Raw genomic sequence first — 13,046 nt, forward strand, 5'->3', positions numbered from 1 at the left:
ATGCCGACCCTGGGATCGACCGCAATTAGCACATAGGTTTTTGTTAACACATAGGTTTTTTAACACTAGATTTATGGCGTCAGGAGCCTGACAGATCGGGATATTCCCCAACCGTCAGGCAGCCTTTAACCGTTATCTTTTTTATACGTCGAGCAACAGGCGTGCTGGGTCTTCCAGCATCTCTTTCACCGTAACCAAATAGCCGACAGATTCACGGCCATCGATCAAACGGTGATCGTAAGAGAGCGCCAGGTACATCATTGGCAAGATCACTACCTGACCATTTACCGCCATTGGACGATCTTTAATGGCATGCATACCAAGGATCGCGCTTTGTGGTGGGTTAATGATCGGAGTCGACATCAAGGAGCCGAACACGCCGCCGTTGGTAATAGTGAAGTTACCGCCGGTCAGTTCTTCCACTTTCAGTTTGCCATCGCGGCCTTTAACAGCCAGTTCTTTGATTTTCTTCTCGATATCAGCCATGCCCAGTGTGTCTACATCACGCAGAACCGGTGTAACCAGGCCACGTGGAGTAGAAACAGCGATGCTAACGTCGAAGTAGTTGTGATAAACCACGTCTTCGCCATCGATAGAAGCGTTCACTTCTGGATAACGTTTCAGGGCTTCAACTACCGCTTTGATGTAGAAGGACATAAAGCCCAAACGTACACCGTGACGTTTTTCGAAAGCCTCACCGTACTGCTTGCGCAGATCCATGATCGGCTGCATGTTGATTTCGTTGAAAGTCGTCAACATGGCAGTGCTGTTTTTCGCTTCCAGCAGACGCTCGGCCACGCGTTTACGCAAGCGGGTCATTGGTACACGTTTTTCACTGCGGCTGCCCAATGCAGGTGCGGCAACTTCCACTTTGGCTTCGGCGGCTTTCGGCGCTGCCGGTTTGTTCGCCAGGTGTTGTTCCACGTCTTCACGGGTAATACGACCACCGACACCGCTGCCTTTAATAGCGCTGGCATCAAGAGAATGTTCTGCAATCAGGCGGCGAATCGCCGGGCTGAGGGCGTCATTGCTCTCTTCTTCCAAACTGGCGGTTTGACGTTGAGCAGGGGTGGATTCTTTGCTCTGGCTCTTCTCTTCTGTCGGTTTACCTGAGCTATCGCCCGGACGGATTCGACCCAGAATCTGGCGAGAAAGCACGGTTGCGCCTTCGTCTTCCAGAATAGAGTCCAGAATCCCTGCTTCGCTGGCGGGAACTTCAAGCACAACTTTGTCAGTTTCGATTTCTACCAGGACTTCGTCACGTTGAACGCTGTCGCCCGGTTTTTTATGCCAGGTGGCCACTGTCGCATCCGCGACGGATTCAGGTAGGTCAGGAACCAGAATATCTACGCTACTCATTATCTATCCCTTGTGTTTTAAACAATTAGCTATTCGACGTTCAACGCGTCATTAACCAAACTTTGCTGTTGTTTCTGGTGTACAGACATATAACCTACCGCCGGAGAGGCAGAGGCCGGACGGCCGGCATAGCGTAAAGAGGAACCAAAAGGAATCACTTCACGGAAGTTATGTTGGCTGCAATACCAGGCACCCTGGTTCAGAGGCTCTTCCTGACACCAGACAAAGTCATGAACGTGGGCATACTGTTCCAGAACCGCTTGAACTGCCTGATGCGGGAATGGATAAAGCTGCTCGATACGTACAATAGCGACATCTTTCTGATCGTTCTTGCGACGCTGTTCCAGCAGATCGTAGTAGACCTTGCCAGAGCACATCACTACGCGTTTCACCGCTTTCGGATCCAATTCGTCGATTTCACCGATTGCCGGCAGGAAAGTACCGTTAGCCAGTTCATCCAGAGAAGACACAGCCAACGGATGGCGCAGTAAGGATTTCGGTGACATGACGACCAGCGGACGGCGCATCCCACGCAGAGCCTGACGGCGCAGCATGTGGTAAACCTGAGCTGGCGTAGAAGGAATGCACACCTGCATATTTTGTTCGGCACACAGTTGCAGATAGCGTTCCAGACGGGCGGAGGAGTGCTCCGGACCCTGACCTTCGTAACCATGCGGCAACAGCATAACCAGACCACACATACGGCCCCATTTCTGCTCGCCGGAACTGATGAACTGATCGATAACCACCTGAGCACCGTTGGCAAAGTCACCGAACTGCGCTTCCCAGATAGTCAGGGTACGCGGTTCTGCGGTAGCGTAACCGTATTCGAAGGCCAGTACCGCTTCTTCTGATAGAACGGAATCCCAAACGGTGAAATCACCCTGACCGCTGTGAATATTTGCCAAAGGCACATACACCGAGCCGTTTTTCTGGTTATGAATCACTGCGTGACGGTGGAAGAAGGTACCGCGCCCCGCATCTTCACCGGAAAGACGAATCGGAATACCTTCATCTACCAGCGTGGCGTAGGCCAGAGTTTCAGCAGCGCCCCAATCGAACGGTTTGTTGCCTGCGGCCATTTCAGCGCGGTCACCGTAGATTTTCGCTACGCGAGACTGCATTTCGATAGCGTCCGGCGCCTGGCTGATACGACGCGCCAGCTCTTGCAGGCGTTTCATCTCAACTTTGCTCGGATATTCTTCATCCCACTCGTGGTTCAGATACGGTGACCAAGTGAAGGATTGCAGGTTCATCGGACGCCATTCTTCAACCACGCAATCTCCGTGATCCAACGCATCGCGATACAGGTTGACCATTTCCGTGGCATCTTCCAGGCTGGCAATTTTTTGCTCAGTCAGCTTGTCAGCATAGATTTTGCGCGGCGTCGGGTGTTTTTTGATCTTCTGATACATCACTGGCTGAGTTGCGCTTGGCTCATCGGCTTCGTTATGGCCGTGGCGGCGATAGCAGACCAGATCGATCATCACGTCACGTTTAAAGGTGTTACGGAAATCCAACGCCAGACGGGTTACAAACGCCACGGCTTCCGGATCATCAGCATTGACGTGGAAAATCGGCGCCTGCACCATTTTCGCGATATCGGTACAGTACTGCGTCGAACGGGCATCTTGCGGATTGGAAGTAGTGAAACCAATCTGGTTGTTGATGACGATGCGAACGGTGCCGCCAACTTCATAACCACGAGCCTGCGACATGTTCAGAGTTTCCTGAACCACGCCCTGACCGGTAATCGCCGCATCACCATGAATGGTGATTGGCAGAACCATATTGCTGCGAGCTTTATCCAGACGATCGCGGCGGGCGCGAACGGAACCGATGACAACCGGGCTAACGATTTCCAAATGAGACGGGTTAAAGGCCAGCGCCAGATGAACCAGGCCGCCTTCAGTTTCTACATCGGAGGAGAAACCCTGGTGATATTTAACGTCACCCGTACCCAGATGTTCTTTATGTTTACCGGCAAATTCATCGAACAAATCTTCCGGTTTTTTACCCAGCACGTTAATCAGGACGTTCAGGCGGCCACGGTGCGCCATCCCCAGTACGACTTCGCGAGTCCCGTTTTTACCTGCGTGACGGATCATCTCTTTCAACATGGTCACCAGCGAATCGCCGCCTTCCAGCGAGAATCGTTTGGCACCAGGGAATTTGGCTCCCAGATAACGCTCCAACCCTTCCGCAGCGGTCAGTTCGCTCAGGAAACGACGTTTCTCTTCATCACTGAACGTTGGTTTCCCTACGACAGATTCGATACGTTGCTGAATCCAGCGTTTCTCTTCTGTGTTGGTGATATGCATGTACTCGGCACCGATAGACCCGCAATAGGTCTGTTTCAGTGCGGCATACAGATCGGCCAACTTCATGGTTTCCTTGCCGATGGCAAAAGAACCCACGTTGAAGGTGTTCTGGAAGTCTGCTTCAGTCAGGTTGTGGTAAGCAGGATCGAGATCTGGCACCTCTTCCTGTTTCCATAAACCGAGGGGATCGAGATTAGCATGCTGATGGCCGCGGAAGCGGAAGGCGTTGATTAACTGCAACACCTTAACTTGCTTGGCATCAGTATCAGGATCGTTGATCGCGGAGTTATAACGGGTGGTATCTTTCGCTAGTCGACGGAAGTACTCACGCGTTTGAGAGTGGAATTGATCAGGTTTTACACCCGTAGAAGGTAGTTGTTGAAAAATCGAACGCCAACTATCATCAACGGAACCAGGATCTGTCAAATAATCTTCATAGAGCTGCTCTATGTAGGACTGGTTCGCGCCCGCCAGATAGGAGGAATCCAGCCAGGCCTTCATTGCGCCGTTCTGCATCATGATCCCTTAAGCTTTGAAGCTTCAGTTTTCGCCGTGGTTAACATATATACCGTGAAGTAAACGGTTTGCCGTAAAAACGGTTCACTCGACGTGCTCAATGCACGTTCTGCTATGGACCTTATCGGTCCCTTTCAAGGAACCTCTAGAAACAGACAACAGCGTCGGCTTTTAGAGATTCCCTACCTTTATTATCACCCGGGAAAATTATTCCCCGGGTTTATAAACTCACATCATGCACTTCGTTGCAACAACATAGACTTAATATGGCCTATTGCGCGAGTAGGATTAAGGCCTTTTGGGCAAACACTCACACAATTCATAATACTGTGACAACGGAAGACACTGAAAGCATCGTTAAGGTCGTCTAAACGCGACTGCGTTTCAGTATCACGGCTGTCGATCAGGAAGCGATAAGCAGCGAGTAAACCAGCAGGTCCAACGAACTTATCCGGGTTCCACCAGAACGACGGGCAAGAGGTTGAGCAGCAGGCGCACAGGATACATTCGTACAGACCATCCAGTTTTGCCCGCTCTTCCGGAGATTGCAGATGCTCACGCGCCGGTGGGTTTTTGCCGTCATTAAGCAGGTAAGGCTTAATTTTTTCGTATTGGGTGTAGAACTGGCCCATATCGACCACTAAATCACGCACCACAGGCAAACCCGGCAACGGGCGAATAACAATCTTCTTACGACCATTGGTTAACGCCGAAACCGGCGTAATACAGGCCAGGCCGTTTTTACCGTTCATGTTCAATCCGTCTGAGCCGCACACGCCCTCACGACAGGAGCGACGGAAAGACAGGGTAGGATCTTGTTCTTTCAGCTGAATTAGCGCATCCAGCAGCATCATATCCCGGCCTTCTTCCGCTTCCAGGCTGTAATCCTGCATATGCGGCGCATCATCAACGTCCGGGTTATAACGATAAATCGAAAATTCGAGTTTCATGACTCACTCCTCCGCAACGGGTTAACTCGGCAAACGCGTTAGTAAGAACGCACTTTCGGCGGGAACGCCGCGCGTAGCTTCGGCTGCATGTTCACCTCACGGCGGGTCATGCTCTCGGTTTGCGGTAGATACAACGAGTGGCACAGCCAGTTCGCATCGTCACGCTCCGGGAAGTCGAAACGGCTATGAGCACCGCGACTTTCGGTTCGGAAGTTTGCGGACACCGCTGTGGAAAACGCTGTTTCCATCAAGTTTTCCAGTTCCAGACATTCGATACGCTGGGTGTTAAATTCGCTGGAAGTGTCGTCCAGACGCGCATTTTTCAGGCGTTCACGAATCACTTTCAGTTCTTCCAACCCTTTTGCCATGGCATCACCTTCACGGAATACCGAGAAGTTATGCTGCATACAAGATTGTAAGGCTTTACGGATTTCCACCGGATCTTCACCGCTTGGCGTGTTATTCCAACGGTTCATACGATCCAACGAGGCTTCAATATCCGAATCGCTGGCATCACGGCTTGGCCCTTGCTCCATTAAGGATTCCTGCAAGTGCATTCCGGCGGCTCGACCAAATACCACCAGATCCAGCAGCGAGTTGCCGCCCAGACGGTTTGCACCATGGACGGATACGCAGGCAATCTCACCGACGGCAAACAGACCCGGAATCACGACGTCTTCGCCTTTTTCATTCACGGTAATCGCCTGACCGGTCACTTTGGTCGGAATACCGCCCATCATATAGTGGCAGGTAGGAATAACCGGAATCGGCTCTTTAACCGGATCAACGTGAGCAAAGGTGCGGGATAATTCCAGAATGCCCGGCAGACGGGACTCCAGAACATCTTTACCCAAATGATCCAGTTTCAGCTTGGCGTGTGGGCCCCAAGGACCGTCACAGCCACGACCTTCACGAATTTCGATCATGATGGAACGGGCTACTACGTCGCGACCGGCCAAATCTTTAGCGTTTGGCGCATAGCGTTCCATAAAGCGTTCACCGTGTTTGTTCAGCAGATAACCGCCTTCACCACGACAGCCTTCGGTCACCAGTACGCCAGCACCCGCGATGCCCGTAGGGTGGAATTGCCACATTTCCATGTCCTGCACCGGAACGCCGGCACGCAGAGCCATGCCGACGCCGTCGCCGGTATTAATGTGAGCATTGGTTGTGGACTGGTAAATACGCCCTGCTCCGCCGGTAGCCAATACCGTCGCGCGAGCTTTGAAATAAACCACTTCGCCGGTTTCGATACAGATTGCGGTACAGCCGACAAAGGCGCCATCCTGATTCTTCACCAAATCCAGCGCATACCACTCGGAGAAGATAGTGGTATGGTTTTTCAGGTTTTGTTGATAAAGGGTGTGCAACAGCGCATGGCCGGTACGGTCAGCCGCCGCAGCGGTACGTGCCGCCTGACCGCCGCCGAAGTTCAGTGATTGGCCACCAAACGGGCGCTGATAAATGGAGCCATCTTCCAGACGAGAGAACGGCAGCCCCATGTGTTCGAGTTCCAGCACCGCTTCCGGGCCGGTTTTACACATATATTCAATGGCGTCCTGGTCACCGATATAATCGGAGCCTTTCACCGTGTCGTACATATGCCATTCCCAGTTATCTTCGTGGGTGTTACCCAGCGCAACGGTAATACCGCCCTGCGCAGATACCGTATGAGAACGGGTTGGGAAAACTTTGGAAATCAGGGCGCAAGACAACCCCATTTGAGAAATCTGCAAGGCTGCGCGCATACCTGCGCCACCTGCACCAATAACAACAGCGTCAAACTCTCTGACTGGCAGTTTCATTTAAGCTCCCCACACCACAATAGTTCCGTACAGTAAGTAAACCAATAACGTAATCACCACGACCAGCTGTAAGACCAGACGCAACGCTAATGGCTTTATATAGTCCGTTAATACCTGCCACAGCCCGATCCACGCGTGAGCAAGAATCGACAGCAGCGTCAGCAAGGTAAAGACTTTGGTGATGGAAGAGGCGAAGAAGCCACGCCAGATTTCGTAGGTGATGTCCGGGGCAATGGCAACAAAGCCCAGGATGTAGAGTACATATAGGGTAATGACGATCGCAGACGCGCGCAGAAGCAGCCAGTCGTGTACACCATTACGCCCTAACGCAGAAGCATTGCTTACCATACCAGGACTCCAGCCAGAACTGACAGCACCAGGGTGATGCCCATCGCCACTTGGGCAGAACGGGTACCCGCCGCTAAACTTTCTTCGAGATAGCCAAAATCCATTAATACGTGGCGGATGCCCACGACAATGTGATAGGCCAGCGCAGTGAGAATTCCCCAGAAGATGAATTTAACAATAAAGCTATTCATGATGGCGGAGGCCTGCAGGAATCCCTCGTAGGACGAGAGAGACAGACCCAGTAGCCAGAGGAGGATACCCACAGCAACGAAGGTAATGACGCCAGAGACTCGATGTAAGATGGACGCTATCGCAGTAACAGGAAATCGGATGGTTTGCAGATCCAAGTTAACAGGTCTTTGTTTTTTCACGGTTTTGCCCACACAGCTCTTATTATTTTCCTTCCTCCGGCCTGGGCGGGGATCAGACAGCGTTATGAGTCGTAACCCTTCACATCACAAATTTCACATTACGTCCTGAGTGTCAAAAAATGTGTGCTCTGTATAACGCTGGGTGCTCCTACTTCAGGGTAATCCGGAGACCTGGCGGCAGTATAGGGGGTTCACATTCTTATTACAATTCCCACACAAACTGATTGATAACATTTGCCTTGAACAGTGATTAGGATCACGATTTACACAATTTAAATAAAATTAATTATCTGATTTGACAAAGAATAAACATTTCCATTACAACTAAGGGATAAATAAGCCCTATGATGCACGAAAGGTCTACGGATACACTTCCTTATGGACATAAGTTGTGCAACAGTGTGTAAGTAAATACCCCTAATAATCTCGTAGGCAATGATTAGAAAAATATAAGTATCCGACAAATCGTTAACAATCACGTAACGTCGCCTGACACTCCAACGTGCCGGATTGTTGGTTCTATTAGCAACATGCTCTGTACCCTAAATCGCGACTTGAACGATGAATAAAACAGGGTGCTGCTGATAACCGATAAGGCATGCCGCAGGCACAAAAGACATTACGGTTGTTAAGGATTTTAAAATATAGCGCTAAGGAGACTGTAAATGGCTGACAAGAAAGCGACGCTAACTTTGACTGGCGAAGCTACGATTGAACTGGGCGTACTATCCCCGACTTTGGGTACCGATGTTATCGACGTACGAACCTTAGGTTCCAAAGGCTATTTCACCTTTGATCCCGGTTTTACCTCCACTGCGTCCTGCGAATCAAAAATCACCTACATCGACGGTGATAACGGTATTTTGCTGCACCGTGGCTTCCCAATCGATCAGTTAGCGAAAGAATCTACCTATCTGGAAGTGTGCTATATCTTGCTGTACGGCGAAACGCCAACGCCGGAAGAATACGCCACGTTTAAAACTACCGTGACCCGTCACACCATGATCCATGAGCAGATTACCCGACTGCTGCAAGGCTTCCGCCGTGACTCTCATCCAATGGCCGTACTTTGCGGCGTGACAGGCGCACTGGCTGCCTTCTACCACGATGCACTGGATGTTAACAACGAGCGTCACCGCGAAATTACCGCTTTCCGTTTGCTGTCCAAAATGCCAACGGTTGCCGCAATGTGTTACAAATATTCCCTAGGCCAGCCTTTCGTTTATCCACGTAACGATCTGTCCTACGCCGGTAACTTCCTGCACATGATGTTCTCTACTCCATGTGAAGAATACAAAGTGAATCCGGTATTGGAACGCGCAATGGATCGCATCTTCATCCTGCACGCTGACCATGAACAAAACGCCTCCACATCTACCGTGCGTACCGCCGGTTCTTCCGGCGCTAACCCGTTTGCCTGTATTGCTGCCGGGATTGCGTCCCTGTGGGGACCGGCTCACGGTGGCGCGAACGAAGCCTGCCTGAAGATGCTGGAAGAAATCAAAACCGTTGAGCACATTCCTGAATTTATCCGTCGCGCCAAAGACAAAAATGACTCCTTCCGTCTGATGGGCTTCGGTCATCGGGTGTATAAAAACCACGATCCACGCGCTACCGTGATGCGTGAGACTTGCCATGAAGTGTTGAAAGAACTCAACCTGAATGACAACCTGCTGGAAGTGGCGATGGAGCTGGAACGTATCGCCCTGAATGACCCGTACTTCATCGAGAAGAAACTGTACCCGAACGTAGATTTCTACTCAGGTATCATCCTGAAAGCGCTGGGTATTCCTTCCTCCATGTTTACCGTGATCTTTGCTATCGCCCGTACCATAGGCTGGATTGCTCACTGGAACGAAATGCATGATGAAGGCCTGAAAATCGCTCGTCCTCGCCAGCTGTACACCGGCTACGCAGAACGCGATTTCACTAGCCAAATCAAGAAGTAAATTGACTCCCGTCGCGCACTGAATCTAGGCGCGACCCGATCATCAAACGCCACTTTTCAGTGGCGTTTTTTATGGCTGAAAAACGCGTTTTATCATTGATAATTAATGCTGACAGGCCGGACACCAATAGAAAGGACGCGAAGAAATAGCAATTTTTTCAATCGGCTCACCGCAGCGCGCGCAAGGCTGGCCGGTACGATTGAAGACCTTGAAACGGAATAATGCGCCGTGATGATGATTTTCATCCACTACGCCGCGCGTCGCGTAGGAAAGGCGTGGCACCGCCAATAAGGCCGAAGCCAACGCCTGCAATGCCTCTGGGGTGAGATCCTGCGGTTTATGCGTTGGTGCCAACGCCGCCAGCCACAGAATTTCTGCGCGTAAATAATTGCCTAATCCCGCCAAAAATGCCTGATCCAATAGCATTCCGCCCAATTGCCGACGGCAAAACTGCGGCGACAATAACCGCGCAATCACGTCATTTTCCGTGAGCGCCATATCCAGCACATCTGGGCCAATACGCTGCAAAAAGGGATGCTGTTCAATCACTTCACGCGGCCCAATCTCTATATCAGAGGCGCTGTAGAGCAAAATGGCCTGGTCGGCCGTTTCCAGTCGTATTCGCAGATCTCGCTTAGTCTGTGGCGTTTCTCCCGCTTTAACCACTCGCCAGACTCCGTACAGCTGATTATGGCTATACAGCGTCAATCCATCGGAGAAATGCGTCAACAATGCTTTGCCCCGAGTTTGTATTTCATTGACCTGCTGATTAAGCAGCAAAGATTGATAAGGCTTGAGCTGAGGAAAAGCAAACCACACCTGTTTCAACGGCTTGCCTATCACCGCCTCGGCAAGTTTATCCGCAGCGCGACGAATTTCCGGGCCTTCCGGCATTCTGCTCCTCCTTAAAACGACAAAGCGGAAGTCGCCCTCCGCTTTTTTATTGATTATTCCAATAGGGATCAGTGTGTCGCGCCGCCGGATATGTGCAAATCATGTTCAATTTGCAACGCCACAGAAATAGCAACTTCCAGCGCGATCAGGACGGACTGAGCCGACATACTTGGCGAACCGGGGTGGTTTACCGCCTGCTCCGGCAAATAAGGGATATGAATAAATCCCCCTTTCACCTCGTTGTCCTGTTGATGTAAACGATGCAGTAGACCGTACATCACATGGTTACACACGTAGGTTCCAGCCGTTTGGGAAACCGACGCCGGTATTCCCGCCTCGCGGATTCCCTGCACCATGGCTTTGATGGGCAAACGGGTAAAGTACGCCACCGGGCCATCAGGCACAATCGGCTGGTCTACCGGCTGTTGTCCCAGATTATCCGCAATACGCGCATCATCCACATTGATCGCGACGCGTTCAATGGTGATATCTGCACGACCACCGGCCTGTCCAATAGCCAGAACCAATACCGGCTGAGTGGCATCAATGGCCGCATTCAGCGATGTTAAGGCTTCGCCAAAAGCGCAGGGCAGCTGATGAGCCACCACCCGAACGCCGGAAAGCTGCAAATCATTCAATTGCTTGACCACTTCCCACGACGGATTGACCCGCTCGCCGCCAAAAGGCTCAAAACCGGTAATTAATACGTTTTTCATCACTTCTCCTACAGGAACATCAGGAAATACAGTAAGAATACGTTAACAATCAATAAAGTTACGCCGGTTGGAATCTGCGCCTTAATCACCGCATTCTTGTCAGGCAACTCCAGTAACGCTGCCGGAACGATATTAAAGTTAGCTGCCATTGGCGTCATTAGCGTGCCGCAATAGCCGGAAAACATCCCGATAGCCGCCATAACTGCCGGATTACCGCCGTGCTGTAATACCAGAATTGGGATCCCGATCCCAGCGGTGACAATGGGGAATGCCGCAAACGCATTCCCCATAATCATGGTGAGCACCGCCATGCCGATAGCATAGACGGCTACGGCGATAAAGCGATGATCGACAGCCAGATATTCTTGCGTCAAATGAGCAATCGCCGTTCCCACGCCTGCGGTGGTGAATAACAGGCCTAAAGTGGCTAATATCTGCGGCAGAATAAAGGCCCAACCGATGGAATCCAGTAAACGCCGCGCTTCCTGAACCGGCTGCGCGGCGGTTTCTTTCGTCATCACCACGGCAATAATCAGGCCGAGCACACAGCCTAGAGTCATAGAGAACAGCGTCACCAAAGTGGCATGGTTACCGCTACCAAACACCCACAAATCTAACGCTGGAATGTTGTTGAATAACAGTACGCCAATAACCGTCACGACTGGAATTGCCAGCGCTGGAATAAACAGGCGGTTCCCCAGTTTCTTAGCGCTCACTTCGCGTTCCACCGGCGTGCGCTGATGATAGCTACCCAATCGAACGCCACCAAAACCGGCGATCAGCGCCATAATGACCACCACCACGCCCACGGTGATATTCAGAATGCGTTTTTCATCCGGACCGTCGCCGCCCAGCGAATTGGCCAAACGGTACGTCCAGTCTCCTACCAGAAAAATCAGTCCGTACAATCCCCAAAACAAACCGGTGGTAATTCGACGCGGGTTAGCTTTATCACGAAATGACATCAAGGCGACAATCAGCAGCACTACGCCCGCCAGCCAATAGAGATATTGTTGTTGGAAAATCATTTCGACGCCCCTTTCTCAGCTAATGCCGACTGATTCAGCGCCGTCAGTTCTGCCGCCAATTGTTTATCTAAACGCTGCAAGCGATATGCGTGAATGATAAATGCACAAATCGCAGTCGGAATACCCCACAGGGCAATATGCAGCGGTTCGGTTTGAATACCGCCAGATTCCAACATAAAGTTATGCATAAAGATAATCGCACCGAAAGCGACGAATATATCTTCCCCAAAAAATAATCCCACGTTATCCGTGGCCGCCGACATAGCGCGCAAACGGTAGCGAACTTTCTCCGGTAACTCGCCATAACGTGTTTCCGCCGCACCTTCGGCCATCGGAGCCAATAATGGACGGACCATTTGCGGATGTCCGCCCAGACTGGTTAACCCCAGCGCTGCTGTGGCTTCACGCACAAACAGGTACACGATCAGCAGCCGACCGGAGGTGGCGCTTTTTATTTTTGAAATCCACGCCTGCGCCCGTTCTTTCAGGCCGTGGCGCTCCAATAAACCTATTACCGCCAGCGGCAGTAATAAAATCAGCGGCAGGTTTCGTGTATTCAAAAAACCTTCACCCAGTTTCTCTAATATGGTGGCAATAGGCATCAAAGCCGCTACGCCGGTAATAATGCCAGCGGTAATCACCACCAATACGGCATTAATACGCATTAAAAATCCGATGATAATTGCCGCAATACCAATAAGCGGCCAGAGATTTACGGTCTGTTCCAAATGTATTCTCCTATCCTGGGTTCTGATCAAGTGTTCACTATTATTCCGCCCGGGCTAGGCG

Annotated in this window: 11 protein-coding genes; 1 reads left to right on the plus strand and 10 read right to left on the minus strand. The window is 51.1% G+C overall.

Features of this window, described 5'->3' with window-relative positions; translation table 11 throughout:
• Positions 1–141: 141 nt before the first annotated feature.
• The 6 genes from odhB to sdhC form a co-directional block, all read right to left on the minus strand.
• Positions 142–1,359 carry a 2-oxoglutarate dehydrogenase complex dihydrolipoyllysine-residue succinyltransferase gene (gene odhB / locus DBA33_RS12020; RefSeq protein ID WP_120806549.1) on the minus strand — a complete coding sequence of 406 codons (1,218 nt, stop codon included), beginning with the start codon at positions 1,357–1,359 and terminating at the stop codon, positions 142–144.
• A gap of 29 nt (positions 1,360–1,388) precedes the next feature.
• A complete protein-coding gene (sucA, locus tag DBA33_RS12025; RefSeq protein ID WP_064512521.1) occupies positions 1,389–4,196 on the minus strand; it encodes a 2-oxoglutarate dehydrogenase E1 component in 2,808 nt (935 codons plus the stop codon).
• A 233-nt stretch (positions 4,197–4,429) separates the two neighbouring features.
• Positions 4,430–5,146, minus strand: a complete 717-nt coding sequence (locus DBA33_RS12030; RefSeq protein ID WP_049596731.1) for a succinate dehydrogenase iron-sulfur subunit — start codon at positions 5,144–5,146, stop codon at positions 4,430–4,432.
• 38 nt (positions 5,147–5,184) lie between these two features.
• Positions 5,185–6,951: a succinate dehydrogenase flavoprotein subunit gene (sdhA, locus tag DBA33_RS12035; protein WP_064512519.1), complete on the minus strand. Its 1,767-nt coding sequence runs from the start codon at positions 6,949–6,951 to the stop codon at positions 5,185–5,187.
• The gene (sdhD, locus tag DBA33_RS12040) at positions 6,952–7,299 is read right to left on the minus strand and encodes a succinate dehydrogenase membrane anchor subunit (protein ID WP_064512517.1); all 348 of its coding nucleotides are present in this window, start codon (positions 7,297–7,299) and stop codon (positions 6,952–6,954) included.
• A complete protein-coding gene (sdhC, locus tag DBA33_RS12045; RefSeq protein WP_064512515.1) occupies positions 7,293–7,682 on the minus strand; it encodes a succinate dehydrogenase cytochrome b556 subunit in 390 nt (129 codons plus the stop codon). The genes sdhD and sdhC overlap by 7 nt, the downstream gene beginning before the upstream one ends.
• 653 nt (positions 7,683–8,335) lie before the next feature.
• Between sdhC and DBA33_RS12050 the strand changes: the two genes are divergently transcribed.
• Positions 8,336–9,619 (plus strand): citrate synthase, encoded by a 1,284-nt coding sequence (locus DBA33_RS12050; RefSeq protein WP_064512513.1) that lies wholly within the window; start codon positions 8,336–8,338, stop codon positions 9,617–9,619.
• A 102-nt stretch (positions 9,620–9,721) separates the two neighbouring features.
• On the opposite strand, the gene nei is transcribed toward DBA33_RS12050, so the two are convergent.
• The 4 genes from nei to DBA33_RS12070 all read right to left on the minus strand — a co-directional run bounded on the left by nei (position 9,722) and on the right by DBA33_RS12070 (position 12,985).
• A complete protein-coding gene (nei, locus tag DBA33_RS12055) occupies positions 9,722–10,513 on the minus strand; it encodes an endonuclease VIII (protein WP_120806550.1) in 792 nt (263 codons plus the stop codon).
• Between the two features lie 68 nt (positions 10,514–10,581).
• The gene (pcp, locus tag DBA33_RS12060; RefSeq protein ID WP_064512509.1) at positions 10,582–11,229 is read right to left on the minus strand and encodes a pyroglutamyl-peptidase I; all 648 of its coding nucleotides are present in this window, start codon (positions 11,227–11,229) and stop codon (positions 10,582–10,584) included.
• Positions 11,230–11,237: 8 nt separating this feature from the next.
• On the minus strand, positions 11,238–12,257 hold the full coding sequence (locus tag DBA33_RS12065; RefSeq protein ID WP_120806551.1) for a DUF979 domain-containing protein: 1,020 nt from the start codon (positions 12,255–12,257) through the stop codon (positions 11,238–11,240).
• A complete protein-coding gene (locus tag DBA33_RS12070; protein ID WP_120806552.1) occupies positions 12,254–12,985 on the minus strand; it encodes a DUF969 domain-containing protein in 732 nt (243 codons plus the stop codon). Before DBA33_RS12070 ends, DBA33_RS12065 begins: the two co-directional genes overlap by 4 nt.
• Between the last annotated feature and the right edge of the window lie 61 nt (positions 12,986–13,046).

Origin of the sequence: Yersinia sp. IP36721 (assembly GCF_003634395.1) — a bacterium.
GTDB classification, from domain to species: domain Bacteria; phylum Pseudomonadota; class Gammaproteobacteria; order Enterobacterales; family Enterobacteriaceae; genus Yersinia; species Yersinia entomophaga.

Coding starts and splice junctions, on each gene's coding strand:
- DBA33_RS12030 (WP_049596731.1), bottom strand. CDS start 5,146: ATGAAACTCGAATTTTCGATTTATCGTTATAACCCGGACGTTGATGAT.
- sucA (WP_064512521.1), bottom strand. CDS start 4,196: ATGCAGAACGGCGCAATGAAGGCCTGGCTGGATTCCTCCTATCTGGCG.
- nei (WP_120806550.1), bottom strand. CDS start 10,513: ATGCCGGAAGGCCCGGAAATTCGTCGCGCTGCGGATAAACTTGCCGAG.
- sdhA (WP_064512519.1), bottom strand. CDS start 6,951: ATGAAACTGCCAGTCAGAGAGTTTGACGCTGTTGTTATTGGTGCAGGT.
- DBA33_RS12050 (WP_064512513.1), top strand. CDS start 8,336: ATGGCTGACAAGAAAGCGACGCTAACTTTGACTGGCGAAGCTACGATT.
- odhB (WP_120806549.1), bottom strand. CDS start 1,359: ATGAGTAGCGTAGATATTCTGGTTCCTGACCTACCTGAATCCGTCGCG.
- sdhD (WP_064512517.1), bottom strand. CDS start 7,299: ATGGTAAGCAATGCTTCTGCGTTAGGGCGTAATGGTGTACACGACTGG.
- DBA33_RS12065 (WP_120806551.1), bottom strand. CDS start 12,257: ATGATTTTCCAACAACAATATCTCTATTGGCTGGCGGGCGTAGTGCTG.
- pcp (WP_064512509.1), bottom strand. CDS start 11,229: ATGAAAAACGTATTAATTACCGGTTTTGAGCCTTTTGGCGGCGAGCGG.